Annotated in this window: 25 protein-coding genes and 1 pseudogene; 3 read left to right on the top strand and 23 right to left on the bottom strand. The window is 69.1% G+C overall.

The annotated features are described in order from the left end of the window. The first annotated feature begins 698 nt into the window (after positions 1-698). Positions 699-1,004, top strand: coding sequence for a hypothetical protein (locus MKK67_RS29835; protein WP_147907769.1), 306 nt, complete (start codon positions 699-701; stop codon positions 1,002-1,004). A 12-nt stretch (positions 1,005-1,016) separates the two neighbouring features. On the opposite strand, the gene MKK67_RS29830 is transcribed toward MKK67_RS29835, so the two are convergent. Together MKK67_RS29830 and MKK67_RS29825 are read right to left on the bottom strand one after the other, a co-directional pair. Further along, a complete protein-coding gene (locus tag MKK67_RS29830; protein ID WP_147907770.1) occupies positions 1,017-1,175 on the bottom strand; it encodes a DUF3606 domain-containing protein in 159 nt (52 codons plus the stop codon). Between the two features lie 690 nt (positions 1,176-1,865). Beyond that, positions 1,866-2,924, bottom strand: coding sequence for a CorA family divalent cation transporter (locus tag MKK67_RS29825; protein ID WP_243972365.1), 1,059 nt, complete (start codon positions 2,922-2,924; stop codon positions 1,866-1,868). Between the two features lie 237 nt (positions 2,925-3,161). Here MKK67_RS29825 and MKK67_RS29820 point away from each other — a divergent pair, with 237 nt between their 5' ends. Next, the gene (locus MKK67_RS29820) at positions 3,162-4,628 is read left to right on the top strand and encodes a carbohydrate porin (RefSeq protein ID WP_243959475.1); all 1,467 of its coding nucleotides are present in this window, start codon (positions 3,162-3,164) and stop codon (positions 4,626-4,628) included. A 90-nt stretch (positions 4,629-4,718) separates the two neighbouring features. On the opposite strand, the gene MKK67_RS29815 is transcribed toward MKK67_RS29820, so the two are convergent. The 21 genes and pseudogenes from MKK67_RS29815 to MKK67_RS29715 all read right to left on the bottom strand — a co-directional run bounded on the left by MKK67_RS29815 (position 4,719) and on the right by MKK67_RS29715 (position 22,348). Then, on the bottom strand, positions 4,719-6,533 hold the full coding sequence (locus MKK67_RS29815) for a cation:proton antiporter (protein WP_243972363.1): 1,815 nt from the start codon (positions 6,531-6,533) through the stop codon (positions 4,719-4,721). 126 nt (positions 6,534-6,659) lie between these two features. Beyond that, positions 6,660-9,323: an MHYT domain-containing protein gene (locus tag MKK67_RS29810; protein WP_243972361.1), complete on the bottom strand. Its 2,664-nt coding sequence runs from the start codon at positions 9,321-9,323 to the stop codon at positions 6,660-6,662. Between the two features lie 156 nt (positions 9,324-9,479). Further along, on the bottom strand, positions 9,480-9,671 hold the full coding sequence (locus tag MKK67_RS29805) for a hypothetical protein (protein WP_147907774.1): 192 nt from the start codon (positions 9,669-9,671) through the stop codon (positions 9,480-9,482). A gap of 93 nt (positions 9,672-9,764) precedes the next feature. After that, positions 9,765-10,639, bottom strand: a pseudogene (locus MKK67_RS29800) (transglutaminase-like domain-containing protein). Between the two features lie 94 nt (positions 10,640-10,733). After that, on the bottom strand, positions 10,734-11,510 hold the full coding sequence (locus MKK67_RS29795; protein WP_210249190.1) for a hypothetical protein: 777 nt from the start codon (positions 11,508-11,510) through the stop codon (positions 10,734-10,736). Next, entirely contained in the window at positions 11,507-12,493 is a 987-nt protein-coding gene (locus MKK67_RS29790) for a mechanosensitive ion channel family protein (protein ID WP_243924399.1), read from the bottom strand. Before MKK67_RS29790 ends, MKK67_RS29795 begins: the two co-directional genes overlap by 4 nt. A 46-nt stretch (positions 12,494-12,539) precedes the next feature. Next, positions 12,540-13,712 (bottom strand): chromosome partitioning protein ParA, encoded by a 1,173-nt coding sequence (locus MKK67_RS29785; protein ID WP_147907777.1) that lies wholly within the window; start codon positions 13,710-13,712, stop codon positions 12,540-12,542. 31 nt (positions 13,713-13,743) lie between these two features. Next, positions 13,744-14,055: a hypothetical protein gene (locus tag MKK67_RS29780; RefSeq protein WP_147907778.1), complete on the bottom strand. Its 312-nt coding sequence runs from the start codon at positions 14,053-14,055 to the stop codon at positions 13,744-13,746. A gap of 24 nt (positions 14,056-14,079) precedes the next feature. Next, positions 14,080-14,850, bottom strand: a complete 771-nt coding sequence (gene aqpZ / locus MKK67_RS29775; RefSeq protein ID WP_147907779.1) for an aquaporin Z — start codon at positions 14,848-14,850, stop codon at positions 14,080-14,082. Further along, a complete protein-coding gene (locus tag MKK67_RS29770; protein WP_147907780.1) occupies positions 14,850-15,206 on the bottom strand; it encodes a DUF3618 domain-containing protein in 357 nt (118 codons plus the stop codon). The genes aqpZ and MKK67_RS29770 overlap by 1 nt, the downstream gene beginning before the upstream one ends. Beyond that, complete coding sequence (locus tag MKK67_RS29765) at positions 15,196-15,609, bottom strand: phage holin family protein (protein ID WP_243959425.1); 414 nt, start codon at positions 15,607-15,609, stop codon at positions 15,196-15,198. The genes MKK67_RS29770 and MKK67_RS29765 overlap by 11 nt, the downstream gene beginning before the upstream one ends. After that, entirely contained in the window at positions 15,606-16,055 is a 450-nt protein-coding gene (locus MKK67_RS29760; protein WP_147907782.1) for a hypothetical protein, read from the bottom strand. Before MKK67_RS29760 ends, MKK67_RS29765 begins: the two co-directional genes overlap by 4 nt. A 45-nt stretch (positions 16,056-16,100) precedes the next feature. Next, a complete protein-coding gene (locus tag MKK67_RS29755; protein WP_147907783.1) occupies positions 16,101-16,463 on the bottom strand; it encodes a CsbD family protein in 363 nt (120 codons plus the stop codon). Between the two features lie 63 nt (positions 16,464-16,526). Beyond that, positions 16,527-16,718, bottom strand: a complete 192-nt coding sequence (locus MKK67_RS29750) for a hypothetical protein (protein ID WP_147907784.1) — start codon at positions 16,716-16,718, stop codon at positions 16,527-16,529. A gap of 114 nt (positions 16,719-16,832) precedes the next feature. Continuing rightward, the gene (locus tag MKK67_RS29745) at positions 16,833-17,279 is read right to left on the bottom strand and encodes a YidB family protein (RefSeq protein ID WP_243972358.1); all 447 of its coding nucleotides are present in this window, start codon (positions 17,277-17,279) and stop codon (positions 16,833-16,835) included. A 387-nt stretch (positions 17,280-17,666) separates the two neighbouring features. Next, positions 17,667-18,557 carry a YsnF/AvaK domain-containing protein gene (locus MKK67_RS29740; protein ID WP_147907787.1) on the bottom strand — a complete coding sequence of 297 codons (891 nt, stop codon included), beginning with the start codon at positions 18,555-18,557 and terminating at the stop codon, positions 17,667-17,669. Then, the gene (locus tag MKK67_RS29735; RefSeq protein ID WP_243972356.1) at positions 18,554-19,051 is read right to left on the bottom strand and encodes a YsnF/AvaK domain-containing protein; all 498 of its coding nucleotides are present in this window, start codon (positions 19,049-19,051) and stop codon (positions 18,554-18,556) included. The genes MKK67_RS29740 and MKK67_RS29735 overlap by 4 nt, the downstream gene beginning before the upstream one ends. Before the next feature lie 2 nt (positions 19,052-19,053). Then, complete coding sequence (locus MKK67_RS29730; protein WP_409568461.1) at positions 19,054-20,010, bottom strand: PhnA-like protein; 957 nt, start codon at positions 20,008-20,010, stop codon at positions 19,054-19,056. A 73-nt stretch (positions 20,011-20,083) separates the two neighbouring features. Then, positions 20,084-20,344 (bottom strand): GlsB/YeaQ/YmgE family stress response membrane protein, encoded by a 261-nt coding sequence (locus MKK67_RS29725; RefSeq protein ID WP_092045733.1) that lies wholly within the window; start codon positions 20,342-20,344, stop codon positions 20,084-20,086. Between the two features lie 255 nt (positions 20,345-20,599). Then, positions 20,600-20,797: a hypothetical protein gene (locus MKK67_RS29720; protein WP_243959428.1), complete on the bottom strand. Its 198-nt coding sequence runs from the start codon at positions 20,795-20,797 to the stop codon at positions 20,600-20,602. A gap of 105 nt (positions 20,798-20,902) precedes the next feature. After that, positions 20,903-22,348, bottom strand: coding sequence for a helix-turn-helix transcriptional regulator (locus MKK67_RS29715; RefSeq protein WP_243972457.1), 1,446 nt, complete (start codon positions 22,346-22,348; stop codon positions 20,903-20,905). 303 nt (positions 22,349-22,651) lie between these two features. On the opposite strand from MKK67_RS29715, the gene MKK67_RS29710 reads away from it, so the two are divergent. Continuing rightward, on the top strand, positions 22,652-23,478 hold an 827-nt coding region (locus MKK67_RS29710), incomplete at its 3' end, for an AI-2E family transporter (protein ID WP_243972354.1).

The following is a 23,478-nucleotide window of genomic DNA, read 5'->3' as shown; positions in this document are numbered from 1 at the left end:
CTCAACTGACGTAATAAGGCAAGGCTTGGCCCTCCAGGAAGTTCGGTTGGGGTGTAAGCCTCGCAGCCGTGCGTGCCATGGATCGGAAACCGAACGTCCGCTTCGGGGCGAAGGGCTAAGGTCTGATTGCCACCCCGAGCAGAAGTTGCCGGAGGGCTGACAAACGTCCGCTTCGGGGGAACGCCGACAGCGCTTCCGGCGGCTGGGTTGGGTCGATAGGAGGCCGTCCGCTTATCCAGCCGATCATCTCCGAAGCGGCCGTTCCGCTTACGGCCAGACTACGCCATGCCTGATCGTTATCGCGCGCAAAACCGGCCGTTCGGCTCTGCGCCCATCTCGGTCATTTAGGCAAGCTCGGCAACGCCCGCATAGCAGACATTCATAGACACACTGGCATGCTGCGAATTTGCAGAGGGGCAGAATTGATATTATTTAACCGAGAGTCGGCGAAGTAAAGGGTTATTGAGGTCCAGCCCGCGACTAGTCGTTGAAGAAAGCACATCCCGTCGATGTCGACGGCCACTACATTGGAATTGCGTTGGGCCGACGAGCGCCCCGCGACTGCGAGAACACCATCATACAGCCGGGCCACGAGCAATCTGTCGCTGAACACTTGTAAGAGGATGGTCGAGGTGGTTTCTATGAGGCAGAAATTTAGGTGTTGCACGCCAAGCTGAATTACTGACGAGTGGATCGACGTGCGGTTCACCCACAACGCGACCGGGCTCAACCTGACGATGAGTTGGCCGAAGTGGAAGCTTGGGCGTGGCTTGAACTATCTGGTGGAGTTGGCAGCCGGCTCGTCGGTACTGCAGTTAAAGGACGTGCGGTTCGTAGAGGCGCTTAGACTGACTGACGCGCTCGACGTGAAGGGCGAGGGCACGATCATCAAGGTTGCGCTGGCCAAGAGCACGGCCGGCCTGGACCGTCTGGAGGTGTGCTACTGCAGGAACGGCTCGGCCACCAAGACCAACCCGTTCGTCGCCCCCACCCGCAAGCTGTGAGCGGCCCCGGCCTCAACGCCGGAGGTGGCCGCGCAGTGTGGTGACGCGGCTGCCTACGAGGCGCACGGCCTTGCGGAGTTGCTCCTCACTGACCCCGAACAGCTTGGCGTAGGACTCGCGGCTGGACCGGTCGTGGATGTCGAGGTGAGTGCGTTCGGTCTCGGTAGCCATCGGTGTTCGCTCCCTGACACGCCTCTCGAAGGAGCGCCGTCGACTGTGGGATCAACGCGACCTCACCCTCCGTGTTGCGACCCAAACAGACGCGTTCCGCCGGTCATGCACAGGTTCCGCGGACGATCCAACGAATGGAAGCGTCTCGCCGTTATGCAGGTCGACCTCGAGATCGACCTTGAAGAACCGGAGAGATGCCACGACCGGAGCCTGCCCAGTCCAGGTGACCTCGCTTTCATATCGGGTGTGAAACTCATCCGAAATGGCGCCCAGGAAGGAATGCAACCAAAGACGCTTGGCGCTCTTCTTCTCGTATCCACCACATCGAACATTTCGTCGGCCGCGCCCCTCGGATGATCCGCGTTCGCGAAGGCCGCAGCCATGATCCATTGCAATCATTATCAAGGTGGCGAAGCCCGACCGGCCCTCACCTAAGTCGCTCGGGTACTGTCGAGGCGAATGGTACCTCCCGAGAACGCGGACCTCCCGTCGCGCCTGGCCGAACTCGTCGCCGTGCTGCTCGCACGCGATGGCGAGCGCGGCGACCGTCGTCCGGACGACGCTTGAGAAGTCACAGTTCCAAATGGCGAGCCTTCGGACAGCCACTTCGTTCCCAACGAGATGCGCGGCATCGGAACACGGCCAACGGAAGTGATCCGCTCACGGTCAGAACGGTCGCGAAGGGTATGCTCACCCCCTGGGTGGACGAATGCCGAGCAATCGTATGACGGCAAAGGCTAGGACGGCCGATGCCAAGCTGAGGCCGCACACGAAAAGGAAACCGTGCGGATCGTCGCCCAAGGGCAGCCCCTTCACGTTCATCCCGAACAAGCCGGTGACGAAGGTCGGCGGAAGGAACAGCGCCGACAGCACCGACAGGACGTAGAGCTGCCGGTTCGTCGCCTCGGCGATGCGTTCGGACACCTCTTCTTGCAGCAGCCGAGCCCGCTCCGCCTGCAGGGTCATATCGCGGTCTAGCGCATCGAGGCGCTGCGCGAGCCGGGCCGCCGCCGCGACCGCCGGCCCGTGGACGTTGTCCGTCGCCCCGTCCGTCTCCAGCCGGTGGAACACGGCGGCGAGGCCGGCGATCTGCCGATGCAGGCGCACCGCGTTGCGGCGGACGGGCCCGAGCCGGCGGCGGTCGTCGCGGGGCCGTCCGTCGAGGATGTGGTCCTCGATCCCGTCGAGTGCGTCCGAGAGCCTCTGCCCGGTGGTGGCCATCGCCGACACGACGTGCCCGACAAGGGTCTCAAGGAGCAAGGTCGGCGAGGCGACGGTGTGGCCCCCCTCGACCGCCGCGCGGGTCGCGTCCGGGCTTTCCGCCGGTCCGCGGCGGCCGCTGACGAGGCTGCGTGGTCCCAAGACGAAGTGGAGCCTGCCCGCCGGGACGGGCTTGGCTCCCGGGCGGGCGAGGTCGGCGACGACGCCCCCGATGTGGTCGGCCTCGACAGTGATGCGCTGGTGCTCGTCGGGCGCGAACACGGCGGTGGCGAGCCGGGTGGGACCGAACCTACCTTCGCTCGCCCGACCGACCAGATCCGCCGCATCCAGGTCGTAGTGCAACCACAGGAACCCGCCGCCGAACGCGTCAAGGTCGCTCGCCGCCTGCGCCGGCGGGACGGACCGTCCCCGCCCATCCGCGTCGAACGCCATGGCCCATAGCGGCTCGCCCGGCCGGGTCGGCCCCGCGATGCCCGTCGTGGTCGAGGGCGCGGCGCTGGCGTCGACCGGCGGATCCGACGGCTTCATGGGTGATCCAATCGATGAACGGCCCGGTGACGGCGGGCCGATGAGACCATAAAAACTTTGAGTGGTGGCGCCGCACCCGTATGGTGCCCCCCGTATCCAAGTCGAGGGCGACCGACGAGCCGCATGGGCGCCGCACCGGACATTCGAGCGGCTCGTCGGTTCCCAGGGTTCTGCATCCTGCCAGACATCTCCACCGAACGCGCGTGGCGGCCGTCCGTCCATGGGCGCTCCGGGCACGTGCGAGCCTTGCGCGATACGCTCGCCGTCGCGCTGATCGTCAGCCTCGCACCCATCGCCGCAGTCGCCCAGTCCGCGAATACCGGCGCCGGCGGCGATCCGCGCACCTCGGTCGCCCAGCCCGAGGTGTCAGGCAAGCCGTCGGCGGTGGCGACGACCTCGATCCAGTCCGTGCTCGGTGACGCAGCCGATCCTACGGGTCTGCGTCGCTTCCTGTCTGACCGAGGGATTGTCCTCAGCTTCAACGCCATTGCCGACATCCTCGGCGACACTAGCGGCGGCACGCGTCGCACGGCCACCGTCCTCGGGCGGCTCGACATGCAGCTCGACGCCGACCTCGACCGCCTCGCCGGCTGGCACGGCGCCGCGTTCCGGGTCGAGGCCTACCAGATCAACGGCGCCGGGCTGTCCCGGGCCGCCGTCAACGACCTTGCCGTGATCAGCGAACTGGAAGCGCTGCCGTCCACCCGCCTCTACGAGCTCTGGATTGAGCAGCAGTTCCTCGACGGGCAACTGGCGGTCAAGCTCGGACAGGTGGCGGCCGACACCGAGTTCCTCGTGAGCCAGACCGCGACGCTGTTCATCAACTCGACGTTCGGCTGGCCGACCATCGCCGGCACCAACCTGCCGAGCGGTGGTCCGGCCTACCCGTTCGGCGCGCCCGCGATCCGGGCCAAGTACCTCACGACCTCGAACCTCTCATTCCAGGTCGGTCTGTTCGACGGCGACCCGGCCGGTCCGGCGCGGCAGTGGAACGACCCGGACCCGCAACGGCGCGACCGCACCGGCACAAACTTCAGGCTGTCCGATCCAGCGTTCCTGATCGCGGAAGCGGCCTACGCGTACAACTTCGAGGAACGGGCCGGCACGGGTCAGGTTCTAGTCGAGCCCGGGACGGTGACGCTCGGGGGCTGGCACCATTTCGGCCGGTTCGATTCTCTCCGGGTCGATGACACCGGTCGCTCGCTCGCCGACCCTTCGACAACCGGGGTCGCCCGCAGGTTCCGGGGCAACGACGGCCTGTACGGGATCATCGACCAGACCGTGTACCGCGAGCCGGACGACGCCGGGCAGGGCGCAAGCGCGTTCGTGCGGGCGGTGACGTCGCCGGGCGACCGCAACCTGATCGACCTCTACCTCGACGCTGGCATCGGCTACCGCGGGCTGCTGCCGGGTCGGTCGAACGACACGGCGGGCGTGGCAGTGTCGTACGCGCGCATCTCGCCGTCGGCCCGGGGTGCAGATCGCGACACCATCCTGGAGACGGGCACCGCGATGCCCCGGCGGCGGTTCGAGGCGCTGATCGAGGCCACGTACCAGGCGGTCCTCGGCCCGGGCGTGACGGTGCAGCCGAACCTGCAGTACGTTTTCCATCCGGGGGGCAACATCCCCGACCCGCGCGACGCGCTCGGGCGGCGGATCAAGAACGCCACGGTCGTCGGCTTGCGGGCGACGCTGACCTACTGAGCGAGGTTTGACTCCTTGCGGAACCTCGGCAATGGCCATCCGACCCGAGAGTGAACCGGTCGAGCCCGGACGCCGTTCGGATACCGTTCGTCAGGCGTGCACCGGAGATGACTCTTCCGCTAAATCGAGGCGAGGAATGTCCGGCGCGGCGAAGGCAAGCATGCGATCCCCCTCGTTGGGGGCGGCACGCTCGTTGTCGACCGAGAGGAGTTTCACCGCCCCGTCCGTCTCGATGATCAGCAGGGCGACCGCGTCGGTCTGCGCCCACGCATTCGCGAGGACGACTTCGAACCGCCAGCCGGCCTCGTGCCGCCCGGCCAGGGCATCGAAGTCGACCGTGCCGTCGCCGAGAACCTTGCCGCGGGTATCCCGGCTGACACCCGTGTCCGCGTGCAGGAGGTGGTCCGCCGACGGCGCGAGTTGGTAGACGCGCTCGCGGCCGATCTCGGGGGCCAACCGAGTGCACACCAGCGCGTTGTAGAGCTCGTCCCGGGTCGCAGCGAGCAGATGGTCCGGGGGGTGGTCGGCGAGACCTTCCTCGGCATGCCGCGACAGGAGCTCGGCCTGCAGCGTTGGCACCCCCGCTTCACGAGCAGCCTGAAGCGCGCCAGGGTAGGTGTCGATTAGCACCACCGGCACGCCCGCGCGATGCAGGGCGACGACCATGTCGCTCGCCCATGGCGACGCCCCGACGACGGCGAGCCGCTGGGTCTCGGCCGCGGTGGACAGACCCAGTCGCCGAGCCAGCGGTCCCAGTGAAAAGCCATGAAGGATGACCGTGGCCACGATGACCGCGAACACGGTGGGCTGGATCAGGTCGCCGCCGGCGTAGCCCGCCTCGCTCAGACGGGGACCGGCCAAACCGGCGACGGCAGCCGCGACGATACCGCGAGGGCCGATCCAGCCCACGAACAGCCGCTCCCGCCGCGACAGGTCGCTGCCCAGCGTCGCGAGCCAGATGGCGGCCGGGCGGACCGCGAACAGGACAGCGGCGGTGAGAGCGAGGATGGGCAGGGACAGCTTGCCGAGGACGCCGAGGTCGAGGTCGGCGGTCAGTACGACGAACAGGCACGACACCAGGAGCACGACAAGCGCCTCCTTGAACCGACGCAACTCGCCCAAGCCCGGCACGTGGCGGTTCGCCAGCGCGATGCCGAACACGGTCGCGCCGATCAGCCCGGCCTCGTGCATGAGAAGGTTCGGGACGACGTAGGCGACAAGCGCGAGCGCGAGCAGCACCGGCGTTTTGAGCGTCTCTGAGACGAGATCCCGCCGGAATGCCCAGGCCACCAAGAGGGCAAAGCCAACGCCGAGACCGCCCGCCACCAGCACGCCCTCGGCGAGGTGGATCGCCAGGGCGACTGCCGGGGTCTCGCCGGCGTCGTGCGGCACGCCCACCAGGATCTCGATGACGACCGCCGTGAGGATGGCCCCGACCGGGTCGTTGACGATGGCCTCCCACTTCAGGAAGGCGGCAGACCGCCGCTCCAGGCGGGCGTGGCGCAGCAGCGGCAGGATCACGGTCGGTCCGGTTACGACGAGGATGGCGCCGAAGACCGACGCGGGGCCCCACATCATCCCGCCGATGAGGTGGGCGGCGAGGGTACCCAGGACGAAGTTGACCGGCAGCGCGAAGGCGGTGAGCCGGAGAACGCCCTCGCCCGAGGCCCTGAGTTCGCGGAAATCGAGCGCGAGACCACCCTCAAACACCACGATGGCCACCGCCAAGCCGATCAAGGGTCGCAGGTTCTCCCCGAAGTCGCGGGACGGGTGCAGCAGGCCGAACACGGGTCCGACAAGGAACCCGAGCGCGAGCAGCAGCACGATGGCGGGGATGCGCAGGCGCGCGGCGAGCAACTGGGCGGCGATGCCACCGCCCACGATGCAGAGGACGGCCGTCGCCAAACCTTGTTCCATCCATTTCCTTCCGGGCAAACCTGTCGTCGAGACCGTCCGACGCCTCACCGGCGGAGGGATCAGCACTTCCGCCGTCGTAAGGGTCGGATCACATGCCCTACAACGGGTTGGAGCCTATGGGATTCCCGACCAGGTCCTCGTCGGGGTCGCACCCCCGGCATCGGTTTGGCGATTGTCGAGCTTGCGCAGCTCGGTGGCGATGTCCTGCAGGCTGGCGTCGCCCTTGCGCAGGACCCGGTCGGCCTCGGACAGCCGGTCGCGCTCCGCCGCCGTGATGTCCCGGGCGCTCAGCACCACCACGGGGAGCTCGGCGCAACCGGGCAGTCCCCGAAGCCGGTCCAGGAAAGAGAACCCGTCCATCACGGGCATGGTCAGGTCGAGCAGCACGAGGCGCGGCACGCCGTGCCGGACTTGGTCTAGCGCCTCGCAGCCGTTCCCGGCCTCACGGACAGTCCAGCCGTTGCGCTCCAGCACGGTCCGGAGGCGGTGACGCATGTCGGCATCGTCATCGACCACGAGCACGTCGCCGTCGGCTTCCCGGAACTGTTCCAGGATCGTGCGCAGCCGCGTCCAGTCCACCGGCTTGGGCAGCGCCTCCACCGCGCCGAGCGAGGCGCTCAAGGCCGCGTCGGCGACGAAGCTGACCATCACCACCGGGATACCGGCGGTCCCCGGCTCCGCCTTCAGGGCGGCGAGCACCGACCAGCCGTCCATCTCCGGCATCATCACGTCGAGCAGGATGGCGCGGGGCTTCAGCGACCGGGCGAGGTCGAGCCCGGTACGCCCGTCCCCCGCGGTGCGGACGGCGAAGCGCTGGCGTTCCAGGAACCGGGTCATCAGTTCGCGCTGGTTGGCCTCGTCGTCGATGACCAGCACGAGGTCGCCGACCGTCACCTGGTTTTCTGGAGCCACCGGTGCCGCCTCGACGGCCTGCTCGGGAGCCACCGCCGGGACGCGCAGGGTGAAGCTGGTTCCCTGGCCCTCGACGCTCTCGACGGTGATGTCGCCGCCGAGCAACTGGGCGAAGGCACGGCTCAGCGCCAGCCCGAGGCCGGTCCCCCCGTAGGTGCGCGTCGTGCTCTCGTCGGCTTGCGTGAACCGCTCGAATAGCCGCCCGACCTGCTCGGGGCTCATGCCGATGCCGGTGTCCCGCACGGTGAACCGGAGCCAGTCGCCGGCCGCGGCGACCTCGCGGGCGGCCCGCAGCGTGATGGTGCCGCCCTCGGTAAACTTGGCCGCGTTCGACAGCAGGTTGAACACACACTGGCGCAGCTTGGTCGCGTCCGTGCGCGCCCGGCCGACATCCCCGGCGACGTCCAGCGCCAAGACGTTCCCCTTCTTGGCCACCAGAGCCTCCACGGTGCCGGCGGCGTCCGTGACGAAGTCGGCGACGTCGATGTCCTCGGAGTAGAGTTCCATCTTCTCGGCCTCGACCTTCGACAGGTCGAGCACATCGTTGATCAGCCCGAGCAGGTGCTGGGCGTTCGACTTGATCTTGCCGAGGTCCTTCAGCAGGCTCTCCTGGCCGAGCTCCTCCGCCTCCTCCTCCAGCATCTCCGAGTAGCCGATCACCGCGGACAGCGGCGTACGCAGCTCGTGGCTCATGTTGGCGAGGAAACGGCTCTTGGCCCGGCTGTGCTCCTCGGCGGCGTCCCGGGCCTCCTTCAGGGCGACCTCGGACGCGTGGCGCTCGGTGATGTCCTCGTGGACGCCGACCCATTCCCGGATCGTACCGTCGGCGTCGCGCACCGGCACCGCGCGGGCCACGTACCGCCGCCATTCGCCGTGGGCGGTGCGCACGCGATGCTCGGCAGTGTACGGGTATCCGGCGCGAAGGGCGTCGGTCCAGGTGGCAACCGTCGCCGGAAGGTCCTCGGGATGGATCGCCTTCGCCCAGCCGGCGCCCATGTACTGCTCCGGGGCGTGCCCGGTAATGCCGGCCCACCCCGCCTGCTCCTCGACGAAATGTCCGGCGGCGTCGGTGGTCCACATGATGCCGTTGACGGCCCGGACGGCGGATCGGAAGCGCGCCTCGCTGACGTGCAGGCGCCGCTGCACCCGGCGTTGGTCGAGCGAGGAGGCCATCATCGCGAGGAACAGGATCAGGAAGGTCACGCCGGCCACCGCCAGGGCGACGTCCCGCTGACCGGTCGCCAGTGTGGTCGCGTGCGCGGCGTGGGCGCCGGCCTCCTGCGCCGTGAACGTCGCCGCCGCCATGCCGGTGTAGTGCATGCCGGCGACCGCAAGGCCCATCACGCAGGCGGCGGCGAGCTTCTGCCATGGCCGGTTGCGGCGGAAGGTCAGCCACAAGGCGGCGGTCGCGGCGGTGACCGCGATGGCGACCGACACCGCCACGACGGCAGGGTCGTAGGCGAAGTTGCCGGGCACGCGCATCGCCGCCATGCCGGTGTAGTGCATCGCCGCCACGCCGACTCCCATGAGCGGGCCCGCGACCAGCAGGGACCGCGTGCCGGTGCCCCGGCGCGCCACCCAGGCGAAGGCGGCGGCGGTGACGCCGACGGCGATCAGCAGCGACAGCAGCGTCAGGCCGAGGTCGTAGGCGGCGGGCAGTCCCATCTCGAAGGCGAGCATGCCGACGAAGTGCATCGACCAGATGCCCCCGCCCATCGCCACCGCCGCGCCCGCACCCCAGGCCCAGCGCGGACCGACGTCCGGCCGGCGCACCCGCGCGCCGAGGTCGAGGGCGGCGTAGGACGCGAAGACCGCGATGACGATGGAGAGCGCGACGAGGAGTGGGTTGTATCCGGTATGGACCATGGGAATTCCGGTGTGTGTACGCGGTCCGTACCACCGAAAGGCAACGACCTTGGGGCACTCGCCCATTCGTGAACGGGCCGGGCGATCCGGTTTCCGGCGCTCGGTGGCTCTATTCGAGCCGTCCGTACGTAGATCCGCACCGGTGTATGCGGATGCCTAGAGCAGGAAGCGGACGCAGGCAGCCAAGGCGGCCGTCGAGGCGAGCGGGACGCCGAGCGCCGCACCCAAGGCGAGGCCTCGCCCCGTCATCGGCATGTTGTCGTTGCCGGCTTGCATGGCCAACCTCAGATGCCACAGCGCGATGGCCTCGCCGGGCGTGACGGTGCGGGACGTGGTGCCGGGGATCAAGGGCCGTCCCTCCATCGATTGCGAGTGCCCCCACCGGCGGTTCGCATGCGACGCCGGACCGGCCGTGGGATGAGGTTCCGGCGTCACCGCGGTTCAGGCCTCCGAGGATGCCGGCGACCTAGCACCCGAATGGGGCTCCGTCGTGGCCTCGTCGGCAACCTCCACCGTGTGCACGTCGAACTGCGCCAGCAGCGCCGTGCCGAAGCTCGTCGAGATCGCGACGTCGGTGGCGTCCCGACCGCGGGCGATCACGATGCGTCCGATCCGGCGGGCGTTATGGCGGGCGTCGAAGGTATACCATCGCGGCCCCTCGGGACCGTCGAGGAACACCTCGAACCACGCAGAGAAGTCCATCGGGTTCGGATCGACCGGAACGCCGATGTCACCCAGGTAGCCGGTGCAGTAGCGCGCCGGGAAGTTCATGCATCGGCACAGGGTCACAGCGAGGTGGGCGAAGTCGCGGCAGACGCCGACGCGTTGGTTGAACCCGTCGAACGCGGACCGCGTCGCATCGGCGAGCTGGTAGTCGAACCGGATGCGCTCGTGCGCCCACGTCACGATGGCCGCGACCCGCGCCCACCCCTCGGGCGCCCCGCCGAAGAGCGACCACGCGGTACCGGCGAGCTTGTCGGTGTCGCAGTAGCGCGAGCCGAGGAGATAGATCAACACCTCGTCCGGCAAGTCCTGGACCGGGATCTGCCGCGCGTCGGGGGCGTAGGCGTCGGGCTCGCCGCTGTCGTGGATCAGGAAGTCGGCCGAGACGGTGACCCGCCCGCCGGGCGAGAGCAGCCTCACGCAGGTGTTGCCGAACGCGTCGGTGTACTTCCGCACGGAACCGGCGGGTCGACCCGCATCGCATCCGAGGACAGCAGGTCGTGGGCCCGCGACGGATGGACGTCGAGTTGGTAGATGATCGGCGTCGGCCCGAACGTGTCGTAGCCGATGGTGTACCCCGTCCTGATCCTCATGCTCATCCCCGTGAATCGAGTCCCGTCGTCCCGTCCCGCTCGGCGGCGACCATCGAGGTCTGCATGAGCCGTGCCCGTGTTCCGAGAGGACGGCTCAAAGCGTCAGAAGCAACGCGGAATACCCGGCCGCTCCCAGCGCGAAGGCCCAGAACCGGCTCTGCCGCTCGCTCGGCACCTCGTTCTTCAAGACGTTGAGGATCACGCCGCCGCCGAGGAAGGCGGTCAGCGCGGCGATTGCGGCACCGGACACGGTCGTCAGGGCGCCGAGCGCGAACCCCGCGAGCACGGCGGCGGCCAGGACCCAGCGGCCGATCCTGCGGTAGGCCGCCTTGTGGTCCTCGTTCAGGCCGTAGTCGGTGACCACGAAATGCAGCGACATGGCCACCGTGAAGAAGGCCAGGAAGGCGAAGGTCATGACCTCGCGGTGCAGGAGGAGGTACCCGACGAGGCCGTTGTAGAGGCCGAAGGATGCCATTTGGATACAGAACACGCCGACCCCGGTGCCGACGTCGGACGCCGCGGTGGAACTCCGGGCATCGGTGACCGCGAGGCCGGCGCGGCGTGATCGGTCGACCTTCGCCAACCGGTCCAATCCGTAGAAGGCCATCAGGCCGGCAAGCGCGATCAGGTAGACATGCCGCTCCGAAAAGCCCCCGAAGGTGCCGCCGGCCATCCGGCCGACGCTGGCCTCGCCATCGGCTAATTCCGGCAGGAAGTGGACGAAGACGTAGGCCACCGCGACCCCGCCGGCGGCCGACAGCCAGATGCTTCGGGGCGAACCGTCGAGGAAACGCAAGGTAGGCGTCACGACGTGGACGAGCGCCAGCACTACCGCCGCCAGGGCAGCCAGGAACGGAATCGTGGTCGTCACTCGGCAGTTTCCGAAGAGGCGGCGGCACGCCCCATGCGGCGCCGACCGGCGAGCTCGACCGGCGGTAGCCCGACGATGTCGTAGGTCGCCGACGCGATGCCGATGCCGGCGTCGTCCAGGCCGGCCAGGATCTCGCGGCTCATCGCGTCCTTGGCCCCACGAATTTGGTGTGTGCCGAGGATGAAGCGGACGGTGAGCTCCAGCCAGTTGTCGGTGATGCGGAAGAACACCCGCGGCTCCAGATCGACCGGCTCGACCCCGAAACGGTCCTGTAGCCGCGCCTTGGCCTCCCCGGCCATCGCGGTGGCGTCGAGGGCGTGCCGGCGCGCGGCGGCGAGCATGATCGCCTCGACCTTCAGGCGGTCGGACTCGTAGGTGATGGGGATAGCCATCTCCTCCCAGATAAAGGGGAAGTCGCGGGTGTAGTTGAACACCGGTTCCGAGAAGATCTGCGCGTTGCTCACGGTGACGATGCGGCCGGTGAACTGGCGGCTCCTGACCCACATCGCCGGGCTGCTGCCCTGGACCGCCGGGGGCTGGCCCATCTCCATGATGGTGGTCTGGATGAAGCCGAGGCGCAGCACGTCTCCACGCACGCCGCCCATGGTGATGCGGTCGCCCACCGTAAAGGTCGAGCCGCGCAGGATCACAAAGTAGCCGGCGAGCGACGTGATCACCTGCTGCAGGGCGAAGGCGAGGCCGGCCGAGAGCAGTCCGAAGGCGGTGGCAAGCCGGGCCGGGTCGTTGAACCAGATCGAGAGCAGCCCGAGGACCAGCAGCACCGCCGCGAGCAGGCTGATGCCCTGGCGCGTCCAGAACTTGGTCTGGAGCGTGGAATGGTCGGTGCGGGTCAGGACTAGCCCGACCAGCGCCCGAAGGCCCATGCCACCGCCGACGACCACCGCGATGAACACGAGCGAAAGGACGAGTTTCCGCCCGTTCTCGGCGTTGACGCCGACCCAGTCGATTCCGAGGAAATGCAAGTCTTCGCCCTTCGGGTAGGTCGAGGTGTATCGACGATGTGCCGGTTCAGTCCGCCTTCGGTACGGTGGTGGGCGCCGGAGACTGGGACGGAACGGGCTGCACCGTCATGGCCGGGGGCTGGTCCGAGAGCCCCTGCCGGGCTTCCGCGAGCTTAGCCTGGGCTGCCGCGAGTTCCTGGCGGGTCATCCCGAGCCGGTCTTCGAGGGTGGCCATCTCCTTGTTGCGCGTGGCCAGCGTCTCGGTCAGGGAGGCGAGTTGCGCCTGGGCGTCGGCCTGTTGCTTCCTTAGCGCTTCCACCGCTGCGGTCGCCCCGTCACGGTCGGCCGTCAGCTTCTGGATGGCCTGCTCGGCCTGACCGCGCTCGGAGATGACCCGGTCCCGCTCGGCCTGGGTCGTGGCGAGATCCTTCCGGGTCGACGCCAATCCGTCCTTGGCCTGCTGCAGTTGCTGGCCGGCCTGGGTGATCTCGGCGGTCAGCTTGTCCTTGTTGGCGTCGAGGCCGGCGATGGCCTGCTCCAGCTCGCCCCGCTGCCTCGTCGACTGCTCCGTGGCGGTACGGGCGTCCGCAAGTTCCTTCTGCGCCGCGGCCGAGCCCTCGCGGGCCTTCTGCTGGCTCTCCTCGGCCTTGGCCAAGTCAGCGGTCTTGGCGGTCGCCTCCTGGGACATGGCGGCGATGTCGGCACGCAGCTTGGCCTCCTGCTGGCGCGTATCCTCAAGGCGGCGCCCGACGTCGGCGAGCTCCTTCGTCCGGGCGGACGCCGCCTGCTCGGCCGCGGTGATGGCCTCCTTCATCGGCGCGAGCTTCTGCTCGGCCTGGCCGACCTGCGCCTGAAGGTCGGCCAGCTTCCTGGCCTCGGCCTCGGATGCGGACTTCGCCTCGGTCGCCTTCCCCTCCGCCGCCTGTCGCTCCGAGGCGAGGTTCGCCGCCTTCGCCTTGGCCTGCTCGCCGGCCTGGGTCGCGTCCCGGTCCTGCTGCTGGGCTGAGGCGATCCTGGCCTGGAGCGCGGCCAAAGTGCCGGCGGTCGACCGCTGCTGGTCGAGGTCACCCTGGAGCGCCGTCTGCCGGGCTTCCAGATCACCGATGCGGTGGTCCCTCGTCGTCCGCTGCCTGGCGCCGGCGATGGACGCCACGACGAGCCAGACCAGGAGAACCGCCGCCACGACGGCGAGGCTGAACGGGAGGGGTCGGCGCAATTCCGGGAGATAGTCGATGGTCATGGCGGTCTCGCGGGCTTGGAGGGGTTTGGGGTCAGATCGAGGAGGCGGCCTCGCCCGGGGTCGGTTCGGCACCTGCGGCTCCGGGCTCGGGTCCACGTACGGGCGGGGCCGAGCCCGCATGTGCCGCCTCGACCAGGGAGCCGATCATCGTCAGGAGCGCGCGGTGCTCGGGCGATCCGTTCCCGGAAGCCAGGAAGCTCGTAAGCTCGATCCGGGACGGCGCCCCCCCGGACGGTCCGTTCGGCTCGTGGAAGACGAACACGTCGGCCTGGTCGTCGCCGTGGCAGAGGAACCAGCGGTCGTCGTTGCTCCCCGCGTGGATCAGCGTCCGTATGGTGGTCATCGACGGGTCCCTCGGGAGGTGGTGCTAGAACTCGGTCGGCTTGATGCCCGCCTTCTCCAGTCGCTGTTCGAGCTCGGCCGGAAGGGCCTGCACCGCCTGGCGCACCGGCATCTGCAGCACCGGATCGAGGGCACGCATCGTCGAGTACAATCCCGCCGCGGCGGCTCCGCCGAGGAGCGGAGCGAGAACGAATAGCCAGAGCTGCCCCACGGCGTCCCAGCCGGCGAACAGGGCCGGGCCGATGCTCCGGGCCGGATTGACCGAGGTGTTGGTCACCGGGATCGAGACGAGGTGGATCACCACCAGGACGACGCCGATGGCGAGGCCGGCGAAACCCACCGGCGCCTTCAGGTCGGTCGCCCCGAGTATGGTGAGGACGAGGAGCGCCGTCATCACGAACTCGACGATGAACGCGGCACTCGCTTTGTAGTGGCCCGGCGAGCGCACGTCGTAGCCGTTCGATGCGAAGCCCGAGGAGACGTCGAAGCCGGGATGGCCCTGCGCCACCACGTAGAGGACGTAGGCCGCCACGATGCCGCCGAGGACCTGCGCGGCGACGTAGCCAGGCAGACGGGCGGCGTCGAACTTGCGGCTGAGCGTCAGCCCCAGGGTCACCGCAGGATTGAGGTGGCAGCCGGAGATCGGTCCGAGCGCGTAGACCATCGCCATCAGGACGAAACCGAAGGAGAGGGCGACGCCGGCATAGCCGATGTGGTCGGCGGCCGGGACCGCGCTGCCGCAACCGCAGAACACCAGGACGAAGGTGCCGACGAACTCGGCGACGTACGGGCGCATCAGCGGGATTCCTTCGGGATGGTGGCCCCGGGGTTCGGGTTGGAGGTGACGGCCGCCGCGGCGTACCGGTCGGGATCGCACACGGCGCGGTAGGTCGCAGCCGGTCGCCGCCCGCCACCCTTCAGCAGCATCGCCACGCCGAGGCACATCAGCAGGACAGGCACCGGGTTGCGGCGGACCGCTTCGAGGGCGCCCTCGTAGAGGTCGGCCCCGGTCCCGTCGCGGCGGACGGTGCCGAGCATGTCCTCGACGATGCCGGTGGGGGTGAGGCGCTGCGTAAGCCTGTCGAGCGTCCGGTCCAGGCGGCCACGGCTCTCCTCGATCTCGCGTTCCAAGGCATCTGCGTCACTCGTCATGCGTCACGCGCTCCTTGATGACGGTGGCGTCGTGCCGAAGCTGTCGGCCCGTCCGGGTCGGGACGAGCCCGTCGACCGAGAACCGGCGTCTGGCGAAGAACGCCAGAACAACGCCGATGACGAGGAAGGCGACGCCGACGATCAGGGCGGCGAGCGCCTCCGAGCCGACGACGGTGGCGAGCCACTTCACCAAGGCGTCGACCAACTCCAGGAAGCCGACGACTGCGAACACGGCCGCGCCGGCCATCGCAGCGAGGCCGACGATCAGACGTCGCAAGTTGTCGGCCATCTCCTGGCGGAACAGGGCGATCTCGCCCCCTAGGACATCGCCGGCACCCCGGAGTGCTTCGGCGAGTAGGCCCTGGAGCCCGCCGGACGGCGGGGGGTGGGGAACGGCGCTCACGGATACCCGCCCCATGCCTGCTTGTGCTCAGGAACCTGCGACTTGCGGGCATCGCCTTCGCCGGACCGGAGGACGTGGAAGGCACCGTACCCGAGCGCTCCCACCACCAGGGCCGTCGCCAGCGGATTGCTACGCGCGGCTACCTCGGCATCACGATAGAGCTCTCGCCAGCCGCGGCGAGCGACATGACCCGAGAGCGCATCGAGGTTGTCGGCGACCGTGTGGACGAACGGCTTCGCCTGCGTCTGTCCGTCAAGCTCTTTGCCGCCCGAACGCAGTGCCCGGGCGAGTTCGGACAGGAAGCTGGCCGCCTCGCTCTTGCGCCGGTCTGCATAGCCACCGGCTTGGTCGCGCACGGCATCGGCCAAGCCGGCCGGCGAGCGTGCCGCCTGCATAGGGCCATCGGCGGCTGGGGCCGGCCCCGCAGGTCGGGTGGGATCGTTCACGGCGATGCTCCGGACCTGCGAGAGGACTTTGATGGGCTCCCGGGCCTAGCGGCGGCCGTGGACGACCATGGCGAGGAGGTAGCCGAGCGCGCCGGCCATCGCCGCCATCATCAGCGGGGACTCCTTGGCGTAGCTCGTCACCGTGTCGGCGCCCTGGCGGTAGGCGCGCTCGGCGTCGGGGAAAGCATCGCGACCCTGCTTGAGCGCGCCCTGGGCGAGGTCGCCGGCCTGGTCGGCCACGTCGCGCACGGCGTCCTTGGCCTGCCCGTACAAGTTCTCGACGTTGCCCTTGGCCTCGTTGGCCGCGCCCTTGGCCTGGGTCTCGCGGTCGCTGGTGAGGTCGCCGACGGCGCCCTGGACCTTGCCGCCGAACTCCTTCGCGGCGCCGGTGATGCGGTTCTCGTCCATGGTTCTTCTCCTGGTTTGGTCCCGGACGCGCGGGATGCGCGTCCGGGGATTGGGTCGGGTCGATTACTTTCCGGCGCTCTTGCCGTGGGCCTTGGTCGAGCTTTCGTGCGCCTTCTCGGAGTGGCCGTGGGCCTCCTTCGAGTGCTTGGCAGCGGCGGTCTCGTCGCCCTTCTCGTGATGCTCGGCCGCGGTCTTGTGCGACTTGGCGGCGGCCTCGTGGTGCTTGGCAGCCTCGGCGTGCGCGGTCTTGGCCATGGTGGTGTTCCTCGAATGGCACCGTCACGGTGCTCGTTGCGGTCGCGTCGACCGGCGCGTGCGGTCGGAAAAGGACCCGACCGGCGTGCGGGATGTCCTCAGGCGCGAGGCGCGTCAGTGCGCCGGCAACCTGCCGTCGGGGGTGTAGCGGTCGACCGCCGACGGAAGCTCCCGTGAGAGCCTGGAAAGGAGTTCGTCGCTCGAAAGGCCGGTCTGCTTTGTCAGGGTCGCGAGCAGGTCGGAGCCGAGGGCGGAATGCATGTGCTCAGCCGGAATCTCGGTGTTCCGGCCCTGCCGGACCCATGAGTCCGCAGCCTCGCCGTGACCGTTGCCGCGGAAATGCTCGATCAGCTGGCCGAGGCCCCCGCCGAGCAGTCCACCGGCACCGGCACCACCGAGGTTGCCCAGGATGCCGTCGAGCCCTGGTTGGCCAGGCGTGGCACCGGACGGGTTGGCTTCGGAGGCGCCCTTCAGCATCTCGGCGATCTTGTCCTTGTTCTGGTAGCCCGCCACGGCGAGCAGCCCGAGCAGGGCGGTCATGGAGGGGAAGCCGTCACTCATGTTCATTCTCCCGTTCGGGTGTTCGACGTACGGGTTCGGGGCGGCTCAGGACCTCGAACCGGTTCCCTTGGATGCCTTGTATTCGTCGATGGCGGTCCGGCAGCCGGGCGAGAGCTTGCCCATGTTCCTGCCGAAGCACGCGACCACCTCCGGGCCCTTCGGGTCCATGCCGTTGCAAAGGCTGGAGATAGTCCCCAGAGCAGGACGTCCGGAGATGGCCCGTGGCGGCATCGTCGCCCTGGGCGCCGGCGGATCCGGCCGCCATGACGAAGGAGAGGACAAGGAATCGGGTGATGCGGATCATGGGGCGGCGGCCGTGCCTGTTGCTTGCCCGAGGGTTCGCGCGTCAGAAGGGAGAGGTCCGCGGGACCCCTCCCGACCAGGCGCTCAGACCGGCTTGCGCGGGGCGGTCCCGGCGGTGCCGGCCGTACCGGTACGCTCGACGTTACCCCGCTCGTCGGTGACCTCGACCTCGGTGTGGCGTACCTTGTCGGTCACGGTCTCGACCCGCTGGGTCGCGTCCTTGCGGATGCCGACCTCGCCGACGACGCGGGCCTCCTTCGAGACCACCGCCTGCTCGCGCATTTCGGTCGCCTCGATGACCTTGTCCTCGAACAGGGCCATGTCCCCCGGCGTCACCGCCCGGTCGACCACGCGGCGGTCGACGCGTACGGTCTCGTCGTGCAGGGTGACATTCTCGCTGACGTCCTTCTCGACCGCGTAGGAGCGCACCCGCACCCGGCCGCTGTCGACCATGCGCTTGCCGACGTTGAGGCGCTCCTCGACCACCGGGATGTAGTCGGTGCGCTGCGCGGTCTCCTGAGCCGCGACGGTCTCGGTGGAACCCGCCGCACGCAGCCCCGTCGTGGCAGTCGTCGATGCGGGAGCAACGGCCGCGACCGGCGCGCCCGCAGCCTGCCCGTTCCAGCCCTCCTTGCGCCAGGACGCCTCGCGCTCGTCCATGTCGACCGAGCCGTGCTCCTCCAGGATGTCGTAGGTACGCTCGGCGTACCCGTCCTCTACGGTCGCGGTCAGCATGGTGCCGCCGCGGTTCAGTCCCTCGGCGTGGAGGTGGCGGTCCTCCTCCGGCATGAAGAACTCCTTCAGCGAGCCCCACATGCCGCCCTCGTGGGTCGTGGCGGCGCCGGTCGTCGTGCCCGCCTCGCTGCCGGATAGGATCCGGACGCCAACCTCAGGGATGCCGATGGCCACAAGCTTGGCCTTCGCGGCCGTCGCCTCGGGGTAGGTGTCGTACATGGCGGTGATGGTCTGGGTCATGGTTCGACCTCCGATGGGGGTGCAGGGGACAGGGCCGTGACGTGCCCCTCGGGGGACACGCGTTCGATCACGGCGTGCTGTCTGCGCAGCGTCACCGGCATCTCGACGTCCTCGCCCGCCGTGGTCTGGCGGACGTGCACCTCCTCCCGCAGGACGAGGCGCTTCTCGACGACGAGGATCTCTTCCAGGATGGGGATGATCGTCACCCCGTTCGCCTCGCGGACCACCGGGGGCGCTTCGCCCTCGGCCAGAGTCCGGTTGATGGCCACCCGGGTGACCCCGACCATGTCGCTGCGCAGGGTCTCGCGCAGGACCTCCTCGACCGTCTCGGTGCGCGTCGTGACCCGCACCCGCCCGGTCTCCACCGCCCGCTTTTCGATGCCGGCGGTCTCGGCGATCAGCGGGAGGACCGCCTCCTCGCCGACGGCAACCTCCGCCGCCGGCTCGTTCTGCGCCCCGGAGCGATACGGCTCGGTGGCGGCGGGGGCGTTCACGATCAGACTCGACGCTGTGTGGTGGCGGCGACGGCGGTGCGGGTGAGCACCGGGTCGACCGCTGCACCGCGTCCGGCGAAGAAGGCGGCAAGCGCACCGAGGATCAGCGCCAGGGCGCCGTAGAGCGCCCCCTGCGAGCCGACGCGGGCGGCGGTGTCGGCCGCCTGCTTGGCCTGCTCCTTGGTCTTGGCGACCGTGTCGTTGAACTGCTGCACGTACTGGGCAACCTGGGTCCGAGCTTGGTCGACCGGGATGTTCTGGGCCTTGGCCAGCGCCTGGGCCGCTTTCTCCTGCGCGTCCTTCTGCTGGGCGGCGTCACCGGTCACGGCGGCGCGCATGGCGCTGACGGCAGCGTTCTTCAGGGCCTCGGGGTCATTGCCGGTCGTGCCGCGGACTTGATTCTCGATATTCGAGAACGGGTTGTCCATGCCCGGCAGCGACGGGCCCGCGGCCTGCGCGGCGGTCTTCACCGAGCCGCCGATCAAGTTGCCGGCGCCGCCGAGAGTGCTCGACACCGCGCTCGACGCGCCGCTGACGATGCCGCCGACCGCCGATGACAGCAGGTACACGACGACCAGGGTCGAGACCGCCCAGGCGATCAGCCCGTGGTAGGCGGTGGTGGTCCGGGCCGGCTTGCCGGAAAGGCGCCCGGCGAGCCAGCCGCCGGCGGTGGAAGCAAGGATGCCGGAGATCACGAACCAGATCCCGGCGCCGGACGAGAGCGACCCGGCGGTCGGGGTGCCGCTGCCAGCCGGGTCGACGGTCGAGAGACCGATGCCGAGCCCGATCATGTTCAGGATGACCTGGGCGACCAGCGCGATCACGGCGCCGGCGATGACGGCACCCCAAGAGATGGAGTGCAGCGCCATCGTGCGCATATCCTCGGCCGGGGTGGCCGGGCTGGTGGTCGGCAGGTCGCGGTCATAGGCAGAACGGGTGGTATCGGGGGATAACGCCATCGTAGTAACTCTCTCGTCGGGGGTGGTCGGGTCGGGCTTCGGCCGAGGATCGGCGGAAGTGGGTTCGGCCGGGTCAAAGAACCCGGCGGCGGCCCATCAGGGCGTGGTAGAGCCACAGCACCACCACGGCGCCGACGACGGCTACGAGCAGGCTGTAGAGGTTCACCCCGGACACCCCGGGCTGGCCGAACTGGTTGAATAGGAAGCCACCGACGACGGCGCCGACGACCCCGAGCAGGATGTCGACGACGAGCCCTTGGCCAGTGTTGTTGACGATCTTGCTGCCGATGAAACCGGCGATCAGGCCGAGCACGATCCAGGCGAGGAGGGACATGGGCGGTCTCCGGGCATGCGCGCTCGGTCGGTGCCAAGGCCGCGCGGGACGGGATGGGGTGTGGGCTACTCTCTGGCACGGCGGTCGCAGTGAGGCGGCTGCCTGCCGCCGAACCCCCCTGTGGTCGTTCGCTCGACGACCGGACCCGATACGCGACAAGCGCCCCGGGTCCGCGATGTTCCGCCGATTAACATCTAATCAAACCGCAATATTTCCACTTTGGTTCGTGGCGAATATTCGCGGTTTAGGTTTTCGTCAGTCGACGTCTGGTTCCGGCTTCAGTTCCGGGCGTCGTTTCCCCCTGGGGTTCGACGGCGTGATCCCGGGTTCGGGGCCGGGATCCCCGGTGAGCTTCTCCAGGGCGTCCCGTACCGAAGCCCTGACCTGTTCCAGGGTCGGCTTGAGCTCGTCCGTCCGCTTAAGCTCGTCCGTCGGCTTGGGTTCGTCGGCCATTCGCTTTCCGGTCGATGCCCAGCCTTGCGTCGTGGTTGAAGATGGCCCTGGTCCCGCCGCGTGCAAATCGTCGGAACGTACCGGTTCGAATGTTTTATGTACCGGTCAGGTCACCGGGAAGCCGTGGTCCCGGCCCCAGACCACGGCCTGGGTGCGCCGGTTGACGCCGATCTTACGGTAGAGCGCGGCGGCGTGGTTGCGCACGGTGCTTCCTGATAGCACCAGGGCCTGGCCGATGGCCTTGTCACTCTGTCCCCGGCAGATCAGGTCGAGCACCTGCCGCTCGCGGGCGGTGAGGTCGGGCGTCGCGGGCCGCGCACCCTCGCCGGGGTTCCGCAGAACCGAAAGCTTCTCGACCAGGCCGCGGCTGAACCAGGAGGCGTCGGTCATCACCGTCTCGATGGCCGAGTACAGCTCGCGCTCGGAACGCTTGCGCTCTGTGATGTCCTGCAGCACGGCCAGCACCGCATCCTCGCCGTTGATGACCACGCGCTCGGCCGAGACCAGGCAATCGAGCGCCGTCCCGCCCCCGTCGCGCACGCAGGTCTCGACGCCGAGGGCGGACCCTTCGTGAGCCAGGGTCGCCTCGAACCGTTCGCGGGCGGCGTCGTCGACCCAGAGGCCGGTCTCGGCGACCGTCCGCCCGAGGGTATCCCCCTCGGCACGGCCGAACACCCGGACGAACGCCTCGTTGACGCCTGTCACGATGTGGTCGCTCGCACGGGTCAGCACGGTCGGGACCGGGGTAAGCCGGAACGCCTTGGCGAAGCGCTCCTCGCTCTGGCGCAGGCCGGTCTCCGCCTTTCGGCGCGGTTCCAGGTCCGCGAAAGTGAACAGCATGCAGGCGACGTCGCCCATCTCGATGGGTTGGCCGGCGACGATCACGGCGTGTGTGCCACCGCCCGGGCGCTTCAGGAACGCCTCGCGATGGGGGATCGGCTCTCCGGCGTTCAGGTGCTCCAACGCCCTCTCGCGCCCGTGGGCGTCGGCAAGGAGGTCGACCTCGTACACGCTGCGCCCGAGGACCTTGTCGCGCGCGTAGCCCGTGATCTCCAGGAACCCCGTGTTCACGCGGACCAGCCGCAGGTCGGTCAGGCGGACGATCACGGCGGGGGCGGGGTTAGCAGCGAACGCGCTCTCGAAGCGCTCCTCGGCCTCGAATTGTGCCGAGATGTCCTTGATGATCAATGCCAGGAAGGTCGGGCGGCCGCCCGCGTCGGTGACCACGAGGCTGCGCAGGGAATGCACGAAGTCGATGCCGGGCCGGTCGGCGTGCCTGACCTCGACGACGACGTCGCGGAAGGTCTCGCCGTCCGTGACGCGCTCGATGGGGTAGCGGCCGGGCGCACGGTTGTTGCGGTAACGCAGGCTGAAGCGCGCGCGGTAGGCGTCGACCGTCGCGCCGAGGTCGGACAGGGCCGCCACGCCGTGCATCGCCAGCGCCGCGTCGTTGGCCCAGGAGATGCGCTGGTCCGGCTCGACCAGGATCACCCCCTCGCTCAGGCCGGCGACGAGCTGGCGGAGTTCCGAGCGGTTGGCATCGGTCGCGATGGGTCCACGTCCGGGGCCATGGCCGCCAGCGCCCCGTGCGCCCGGTGGTTCGATCTCGCGCCCGGGGGTGCGTCGGCTTCCGACCGAAGCATTTTTCGGGTTGACCTTTGGATTCATGGTCGCCCCCGTAGGCTTGGCTCAGCGTCGCGGCAGGGCGGCAGGGCCGGATCGTGTTAGGCAACACTAGCATGCCGGGCCGTGGGCGTCCCCGTCCGCAACGCCACGAGGTCCTCCGGGACAAATCGAAGCTTTCGGCGTTGAGGTGCGATGCGCCGCGGAACGTGGCGTGACCGGGAATCCCGCATGCCGATGGACGACGCCGTAGCCGCGAAGCCGCCCGCCCAGGTGCCGCCCTCGCTGGTGCCTGGCCTGCGCGGCCTGCTGACCCTCGCGGTCGGCGTCGTGCTGATCGCGGCGCTGTACTTCGGGCGCGAGGTGTTCATCCCCCTCGTGCTGGCGGTGCTCCTCAGCTTCGTCCTGGCCCCGGTGGTCAACCTGCTGCGTCGGATCAAGCTCGGGCGCGTGCCCTCGGTCATCGTCGCCGTGCTGCTGGCGCTCGGCGTGATCGGCGGCATCGGCGCGGTCATCGGCACACAGGTGGCCGGGCTCGCCGGCAACCTGCCGCAGTACCAAGCCACGGTCTCGAAGAAGTTCGCCGGTCTGCAACAGGGTTGGCTGGGCGAGGCCAATCGGGTCATCGCCAAGTTCAGCCATCAGGTCCACGATGCCACTCAGAAGGCTGACGCCGCCGGCACCACCGCGGCCACCGGTCCCGGCGGCGACACCCCGAAGGCGCAGCTCGTCCGCGTGCAGGAACCCGAGATCTCGCCGCTCGCGCTCGCCGAGAAGGTATTGGGCCCGATCTTCGAGCCGCTGACCACGGTGGGCATCGTCCTGGTCGTGGTCGTGTTCCTGCTCCTACAGCGCGAGGACCTGCGCAACCGCATGATTCGCCTGTTCGGATCGAGCGATTTGCACCGCACCACTGTGGCGATGGACGACGCGGCCGGACGGCTCGGGACCTACTTCCTGGCTCAGCTCGGCATGAACGCCGCGTTCGGCGTCATTGTTGGCGTCGGCCTGTGGTTCATCGGCGTGCCCAACCCGCTGCTCTGGGGCGTATTCTCCGC

This window comes from Methylobacterium sp. J-072 (genome assembly GCF_022829425.1).
Taxonomy (GTDB): domain Bacteria; phylum Pseudomonadota; class Alphaproteobacteria; order Rhizobiales; family Beijerinckiaceae; genus Methylobacterium.
The sequence above is the reverse complement of the archived record's forward strand: the minus strand, read 5'-3'. Positions and strand labels throughout refer to the sequence as shown.